The 7,732-nt window shown below is 58.3% G+C and carries 6 protein-coding genes and 1 pseudogene; 2 read left to right on the top strand and 5 right to left on the bottom strand.

The genetic code is table 11. The features are described 5' to 3' along the window. A pseudogene (locus tag B5G40_RS17225) lies at positions 1-1,218 on the top strand (hypothetical protein); the annotation flags it as partial. Between the two features lies 1 nt (position 1,219). On the opposite strand, the gene B5G40_RS16360 reads toward B5G40_RS17225, so the two are convergent. Continuing rightward, positions 1,220-1,948, bottom strand: a complete 729-nt coding sequence (locus B5G40_RS16360; RefSeq protein WP_087329745.1) for a nitroreductase family protein — start codon at positions 1,946-1,948, stop codon at positions 1,220-1,222. A gap of 30 nt (positions 1,949-1,978) precedes the next feature. On the opposite strand from B5G40_RS16360, the gene B5G40_RS16355 reads away from it, so the two are divergent. Beyond that, on the top strand, positions 1,979-2,836 hold the full coding sequence (locus tag B5G40_RS16355; protein ID WP_087400702.1) for an RluA family pseudouridine synthase: 858 nt from the start codon (positions 1,979-1,981) through the stop codon (positions 2,834-2,836). Between the two features lie 3 nt (positions 2,837-2,839). Here the strand turns inward: B5G40_RS16355 and B5G40_RS16350 are convergent, their stop codons facing one another. The 4 genes from B5G40_RS16350 to B5G40_RS16335 all read right to left on the bottom strand — a co-directional run bounded on the left by B5G40_RS16350 (position 2,840) and on the right by B5G40_RS16335 (position 7,491). Next, complete coding sequence (locus B5G40_RS16350) at positions 2,840-3,841, bottom strand: hypothetical protein (RefSeq protein WP_087400700.1); 1,002 nt, start codon at positions 3,839-3,841, stop codon at positions 2,840-2,842. A gap of 409 nt (positions 3,842-4,250) precedes the next feature. Then, positions 4,251-5,315 carry a branched-chain amino acid aminotransferase gene (locus tag B5G40_RS16345; protein ID WP_087400698.1) on the bottom strand — a complete coding sequence of 355 codons (1,065 nt, stop codon included), beginning with the start codon at positions 5,313-5,315 and terminating at the stop codon, positions 4,251-4,253. A 528-nt stretch (positions 5,316-5,843) separates the two neighbouring features. Continuing rightward, positions 5,844-6,275: a hypothetical protein gene (locus B5G40_RS16340; protein ID WP_087400696.1), complete on the bottom strand. Its 432-nt coding sequence runs from the start codon at positions 6,273-6,275 to the stop codon at positions 5,844-5,846. A 13-nt stretch (positions 6,276-6,288) separates the two neighbouring features. Then, entirely contained in the window at positions 6,289-7,491 is a 1,203-nt protein-coding gene (locus B5G40_RS16335) for a recombinase family protein (protein WP_087400694.1), read from the bottom strand. Positions 7,492-7,732: the final 241 nt, after the last annotated feature.

The raw sequence follows: 7,732 nt of genomic DNA, 5'->3' as shown, positions 1-7,732 counted from the left end.
CCCGTCAACCCCGCCCCTCTGGATCAGGCCCAGCGCCAGGAACGGGCTGCGGTACTGGCGGCAGGGACCGCCAAGCGGCAGGCCCGGATGGCAGGCTATTTCGACGAGGAACAGGCCCAAAATTATCCCCAGCAACGGGAGCTGCTTCAAAAGGCCCGGGGCAACTTTGGGGAGATCTATGCCTTTCTCAGCAAAGACAACGACCCTCTGCGCACCGCCCTTCTCTCCTCCCTGTCCGACAAGGACCTGCGGGACGTGACTGCCCAGCTGCTGGAGGTCCATCTGGAACGGGCCCGGCCCTGGGCGGACCGGTACCCGGCGGAGGTGTTCCGGCGGTTTGTGCTCTGCCCCCGAGTGGCCTTTGAGCGTCTCACTGACTGGTCCGTCCCCCAGCCCGGCGTGGTGGGGGAGGTCATTGCCCTGCGGCAGCAGGGGGTGCCCGCCCTGCTGCGCCCCCTGGACGGGGCGGTGCTGGTGTGGCAAAACGGGAAATTTGTCCCCAAGGAGCCGGAGAAATGTGGAAAAGTCACCTTCCGGAAGGCCCCGGTGGAGCGGTTTTTCTACCGGCAGAACTGGTCACTGGACTTCTGGACGGGGGAAATGTGGAAACCTCTCAGGCTGGCCGACCGGGCCTGGCACAAAAACAAGCTGAATGTCACCCTGCCTGCCGGGCGCTACCGGGTGCTCACCGCCCTGCGGCTGCCGGCGGGGGACCAGTTCGCCAACCGGCTGGAGTTCACCCTGGAGGCGGAGCAGGAACAGGAAATCCCGCTGGTGCTGCGGGACTGCTCGGTGGACGACCTCATCTCCCCCCGGGACCTGCCTCTGGCGGAGTTGGGCGGAGCCCATGAAAAAGCCGCCCTCCTCCTCTGGCTGGAGGAGGGGGCGGAACCCACGGAACATATTTTAAATGAACTCTCCGCCGCCCTGCCCGCGTTTCAGGCGCTGGACGGGGACGTGATCTTCTCCCTGCGGCGGCCCGGCGCGGAACAGCAGGCCACCCTGGCGGGGCTGCTGGACAAATGGCCCCAGGTACAGCTGGTTTACCCCGAGTGGGGCTATCAGGTGGAAACGGTGGCCCGCCATCTGGGTCTGGACCCGGACAAGCCGCCTCTGGCGGTGGTACGGGACCAGGAGGGCCGGGCAGCTTACGCCTGCTGCGGCTATCAGGTGGGCGCGGCGGACCTGCTGCGGCGGGTGCTGGAGCAGCTGGTATAAGTCACGCCTCAAATGCGTTCAGATATGCCTCCACCGAACGGGTCATCTCCCGGGAGAAGTCGGAGTTGTACTTTCGGTCGCAAAAGGCTTTCAGCCAGTCGGTATAGGGCCGCTGTCCGGCGTTGTCGGCCAGCATCCGCTCCAGCTCCCCGGCGTTCATCCGGCGATAGCCGTTTTCATGAACGATATAGGGCAGGGCCCTGCGGCTGGGCTTCTCTCTGGCCTGCTGCTGGGCGGTAGGGTAGCCGAACACCACCATGGCGGCGGGGAACACATAGTCCGGCAGGTTGAGCAGCTGCCGGTGGGTCTCGCACTGCTCCATCACGTCCCCGATGTAGCAGGAGCCGATGCCCAGGCTCCAGGCAGCGGTGACGGCGTTCTGTGCGGCAATGTTGGCGTCGGAGCAGGCCAGCAGCAGGTCCCCCACCCCCGGCTTCCGGGGCTGGCAGCCGCCGGCGTCAAAGGCGTCGTACCACTTCTGGCAGTCGGCGCAAAAAATCAGCACCAGAGGCGCCTGGGCGATAAAGGGCTGGTGGTCGCAGGTCTCCGCCAGGGTATCCTTCAGCTTCTGGTCGGTAATGTCCAGAATGGTGTACAGCTGCTGGTTGCCCGCCGTGGGGGCGGCGCAGGCGGCCTCCAGGATGGCCCGCTTGTCGTCGGGGGCAATGGGCTTTTCCAGATAGGCCCGCACCGATTTGCGGTCCCGAAGCTGATGCAAAACGTCATTCATTGACAAAACCTCCTGAATGGATGTGAAAATATGCAAGAAAAACGCTATTCCGTAAATGAGCAGGACACCCTGCTCCCCTTCCTGCTGGCCCATGTGACCGGCAAAAGCCGCAACAGCGTCAAGTCCCTGCTTACCCGGGGGCAGGTCCAGGTGGACGGCAAGACCGTCACCCGCCACGACCATCCCCTCTTGCCGGGCCAGACGGTGGTGGTGCTTCCTCAGGGCGCGGGGGACAAAAAGGCCCCCTTTCCCATCCTCTACGAGGACGGCAGGCTGCTGGTCATCGAAAAGCCCGCCGGTCTGCTGAGCATGGCCACCGACAAGGAGAAGGTGCGCACCGCCTACCACATGGCCACCGACTACGTCCGCAAGGCCGATCCCCGGAACCGGATCTTCATTGTCCACCGGCTGGACCGGGCCACCTCCGGCGTGCTCCTCTTCGCCAAGGACGAGGAGACCAAGCGGGCCTTCCAGGACAACTGGGACAAGCTGGTGGGTCGCCGGGGCTATCTGGCGGTGGTGGAGGGCAGGCCTCCCAAGGACTCGGATACCGTCCGTACCCTGCTGCGGGAGAACGCCGCCCACAAGGTATACTCGGTGCGCTCCGGCGGTAAGGAAGCGATAACCCATTATACCATGGTCAGCGCCGGAAAGGAATACGCCCTTCTGGAGATCGATCTGGACACCGGCCGGAAAAACCAGATCCGGGCCCACCTCAGTGAGCTGGGCTGTCCGGTAGCCGGAGACCGGGACTACGGAGCCGCCACCGATCCTCTGGGTCGGCTGTGCCTCCACGCCCATGAGCTGGTACTCACCGACCCCTTCACCGGGGAGGAGCGCATCTTCCGTGCGGAGGCCCCCGCCGGGTTCCGGAAGCTGACCCGGTAAGGCTTACAGGCCCAGTTTGGCCCGGGCCTGGTCCCGGAAGGCCACCAGCTCCGGATAGTCGTAGAAAAAGTTCTGCTTCTGCTCCCACACCGACGTGCCGGTGGGCCTGTCGTAGAGCACAAAGTAGGAGAAACACTCGGCAATGTCCTCGGAGGGGCTGGTGGCGGCGTAGCTGGTGATGAAGTCGTCCTCATGCCGCAGATAGAAGTTGAGGCTCTCCGGGTCGGCCAGCCGGTCATCCAGATAGTCCTTCCAGAAGCGCTGGTAGAAGGCATTGAGGTAGGAGTCCGGGTTGCTTACCAGGTCGTTCTCCCCGTAGCAGTCGTAGCGCTTGGGCGCGCCGTAGGTCACCTGCTTGTCGTTCAGGGTCAGATAATGGGCGTACTCATGGTATACCGTCTCGGTAAACTCTACAGGATCGCCTGCGTCCTCCGGGTCCACCGCCAGCTCCCACTGGACTCCGGTGTCGTCCGCCGGGACCACATAGGCCAGGATCTCAGCCTCCCCGTCGGTGAAGATGGTGAAGCGGGCGAAGGGCTTCAGGCTCCCTTCGGGCAGCAGTTCATTGACCTTGTCCCACAGGGCCCGGTACTCCGCCTTGTCCGATTTGTCCGGGATGAGGGTGCCGTCGGCCCCGATCTCATATTGGGCCAGGACGGGGAGCTCCTCTTCCTCCAAAGGCTCCTCCGGTTCCTCCAGATAGCGCTGGGTGAAGTCCTCATACAGCTGGTTAAGCTGCTCCACCAGCTCCTCCTCCTGGGGAAACAGTTCCCACCGGCCTACCTGGGCCCGGGCCTGCTGTAGAGGCACCAGTTCCTCCAGCAGGTTTTGGACCTGATCTTTCTCCATCTGGTTCAGCCGGTCCGCCAGCTGACCCAGCTGAATGGTGGCCAGCCGGGCCGCCTCGGCCTGTACGTCGGTACCAGTGACATCCGCCGCCGGTCTGGCACAGGCGGACAGGAACAGCAGAGGCAGTAAAAGCAAAATGGGATTGGCTCGTTTCATAACAAACACCTCGTTTTCGCCGGTCCTCTGGACCGGCGTAATGGGGCGATTGTACCACAGCATCCCGGGCGACGGAAGAAAGCTAAACAAATCTACAGGAAAACGTCAGATGTTCCATAGAAACGGCAGAAGGCCAGGGCCCTTGGGTCCCGGTCTTCTGCCTCAGGCTGCTGAAAAACCTCTGGCCAGAGGTTTCGGAGGGAAGGATAGTGTGAAAGGGAACCGTCAGGGTTCCCTTTCGCGTGCAGTCAAACAACTTTTGAGGACTTTTTAAAGGCCTCAAAAGTTTAACATCCTGTCAAAAAAGTGACCGCAGCCACTTTTTTGACAGGATGCGGCAGAAGGACGGGACCACATGGTCTCGTCCTTCTGTCTGGGAAGGTATAGGAAGGCAAAGAAGATAGCAAAGTTACAGCTTGACCACCCAGCCATAGGGATCGGGCTGGGTCCCCCACTGGATACCGGTGAGGGTGTCATACAGCTTCTGGGCCAGAGGGCCGATCTTGCCGCCGTTGACCACAACGTGCTTGTCCTCCCAGCCCATCTCGCCGATGGGAGAGATGACAGCGGCGGTACCGGTGCCCCAGGCCTCCTTCAGGGTGCCGTTGGCGCCCGCCTCGAAGAGCTCCTCCGCGGTGATGAGCCGCTCCTCCACCGTCAGGCCCCAGCTCTTGAGCAGTTCAATGCAGGACTTGCGGGTAATGCCGGGCAGCACGGAGCCGGTGAGCATGGGGGTGACCACCGTGTCCCCGATCTGGAACATGACGTTCATGGAGCCCACTTCTTCAATGTACTTGCGGTGGACGCCGTCCAGCCACAGCACTTGGGCGTAGCCGTTCTGCTCAGCCCGCTCGCCGGCCCGGATGGATGCGGCATAGTTGCCGCCGCACTTGGTGTAGCCGGTGCCGCCCTTGACGGCCCGGACATCCTCGCTCTCCACATAGATCTTCACCGGGTTGATGCCCTCGGCGTAGTAGGCGCCCACGGGGCAGGTGATGATGGCGAAGATATAGTCATGGGCGGCATGGACGCCCAGGGTGGGGGTGGTGGCGATGATAAAGGGGCGGATATACAGGGAGGTGCCGGGCTGATCGGGCACCCAGTCGGCCTCCAGCCGCACCAGCTGCTCAATGGCGGCCAGGGCGTCCTCCTCATCCAGGGGCGGGATGCACATACGCTCACAGGAGGAGTTGATGCGCTTGATGTTCTCGGTGGGACGGAAGAGCTGAATGGTACCATCGGGAGAACGGTAGGCCTTCAGGCCCTCAAAGACCTCCTGGGCATAATGGAACACCATGGCGGAGGGGTCCAGTGCGATGGGGCCGTAGGGAACGATGCGCCCGTCGTGCCAGCCCTGGCCGGCGGTATAGTCCATCAAAAACATATGGTCGGTAAAGGTTCTGCCAAACACCAGCGTGGAGGGATCGGGCTTGGGCTTGCCCACTGCGGCACGCTGAACAGGATATTCCTTCATCAGGATGGCCTCCTTGCAGTTTCATTGCTTGTATTCAGTATGACAGGGCAAAGGAAAAAAGAATGTAAACCGTGATACAATACCAAAAATATACCGGCAGGTTTCCCCGTCACCTTCCCCTGTATGGTAGCACAAACCGGCCGGAAAGACAACCGGGGCAAGAGTTCCTGCCGCAGCACTTGTAATTTGGCCGGGGATACGATATAATACTTGGGCTAATATGCCGAAAGAGGGTATTTAACCGATGAAATTAGGTATCGGCGTTCAAAGGCCGGATTCTATATCTCCATACCTCTCTATAAACGCCGCCAAAGCCTGATATAGCGCGGTTTTACGCAAAACCAACCAAATTATAACTTCATATTTCTCTATGTAGTCCCACGCGGAAATGGCGTAAAAATGGCGTAGAGAAATCGGCAGATTTGCAGATGAAGAAGAGCACTACTACTTTGAGAAAGAACAAAGATGAGCACGGCCTATACAAACGGGCCGTGCTCATCTTTTTTATACGGTCAAATGGTTTCGTGCTTACTTGTCATCGCTATTAGCGGGATTTTGACGAAAATTCTCTTGAACACCTTCGTTTAGATCAAAGCACATGGTTTTTGCATCAGCAACCCAGAAGCCGCGAACGCGGTACCGCTTGCCCGGAACCCAATCCTCGCCCGTGGCGGCGCGGAGCGGTTCCAGCAAATTTTTGCTGGAAATCGTCACAACGCCCTTCTGTTCACCCCGCGGCTTGGAGAACTTAAAGCCCTTCGGCTCACTGCTCTTGCACATACGGATTGCAAACACCTTTGCCTTGGCATCCAGTAGGCACAGCACATAAGCGGGATAACCCATATCCTCCAACACCTTCTTGCTGAAGGTAACGCCGCTCTGGTTGAGGTACATATCCGGGTAAGCGTTGATGCTGGAGTCGATCGTTTCAAAATTCAGAGAAGAAAAATCAAAATTCATTGGTAAAATCCTTTCATTTCGTACTATTTTGTGTGTCATCGACAATTTTCATAAATTCCTGCCGTTCAGCAGGAGACCACCGGGAATCCAGAATCAAATACCCTTTGAACAGGCCATCTTTGACGCGGTGAGCGACAAAGCGGTTGCTCAGAAAGCGTAGTTTAGCCTTATGGGGCGAAGTGTGCCGCTCAGACAACAGCTTTTGTACTTTCAGCCAGTCCTCTTTTTTGATAATTGCCGTATGGTGATTTTCCTTGAAATACATATTCAAGTCTGTATTCTTGACCGACTTGTGAGTGCGGAAATCCTTGGTATAGGTTTTCTGCATCAAGGCATCGCCACAGTATTTTTCATTTCTGAGGATGCTGCGGACTGTACCGGCTGACCAGCTGTCGTTGCCCATAGGGGATTTGATACCTTGCTCTGTCAGTGCAGCCGCAATCTCCGATGGCGTTGCTCCTTCCAAACAGCTCTCGTAGATATACTCAACGATCCTCGCCTCAGTCGGTTCAATGACCAACCGGCCAAAGTGGTCGCGGTAGAACCCCAGCGTATTCTGTACAGAGAATTTGTAAATCCCCTCAGCCATGCGCCAGCGGATACCCGCTTTGATGGCCTCGCTTTTCTGCTGGGATTCCATTTCGGCCAGCGCGGACAGAAGTACGATCAGCAGATTGTTTTTTCCATCGCCTGTGTAGGTGATGTGCTCGGTCTCAAATTCCACTGAGACAGGGGGATTCAGCGCCGATAGAATATTCAGGTTGTCCAGTATATCCACAATATTGCGGCCAAAGCGGCTGATGCTCTTGGTAAGGATCAGATCGATTTTGCCGTCCACCGCATCGGCAATCATTTTTTGAAAGCCAAGGCGCTTTTTGACGGTCGTGGCACTGATGCCCTCGTCCTGATAGATTTCCACCAGCTCCCAGTCGGGGTTGCTTTCAATCCGCTGAGTAAAATGGCGTACCTGCATATCAAAACTGCCAACCTGTTCTTCTTCCTGTGTACTGACGCGGCAATACGCCGCAACACGCAGTTTAGGGAGCTCTTGCTGCACTTCCTGCAACTTCTTGGGCGGAATCACAATAACGCCGTTGCTGCGCTGATTTTCCGCAATCTCGTCCTGCATGAGCTTTCGCCGCTGTTCCCTGCGTTCGGCACGGCTGCTAAACTGACGGGCCGATTCTATCTTCTTGGGGTCAAGCGGCTTCGCCATATCCTGCCTCCATCGAATTTACAGATTTTTTCCCGTGCTGCATGGATATACCACCTCCTTTGCGCGAATTTGTCTTTTCACCTGTATCGCCTCCCTGTGCGTTTATGATAAGGTACAATAAGGGACCTGTTGACAAAGATAAAATATGGGCCGAAAAATTATATTCTCAGCCCATATTTTATCCATATGTATTGCGGAAAAGATGGCCTTAACCATCCTCTTGAGATTTAATGCCATGGCA

This window comes from Flavonifractor sp. An9, assembly GCF_002161245.1.
Lineage (GTDB): Bacteria > Bacillota > Clostridia > Oscillospirales > Oscillospiraceae > Flavonifractor > Flavonifractor avicola.
This window is presented reverse-complemented; position numbering and strand designations above follow the sequence as displayed.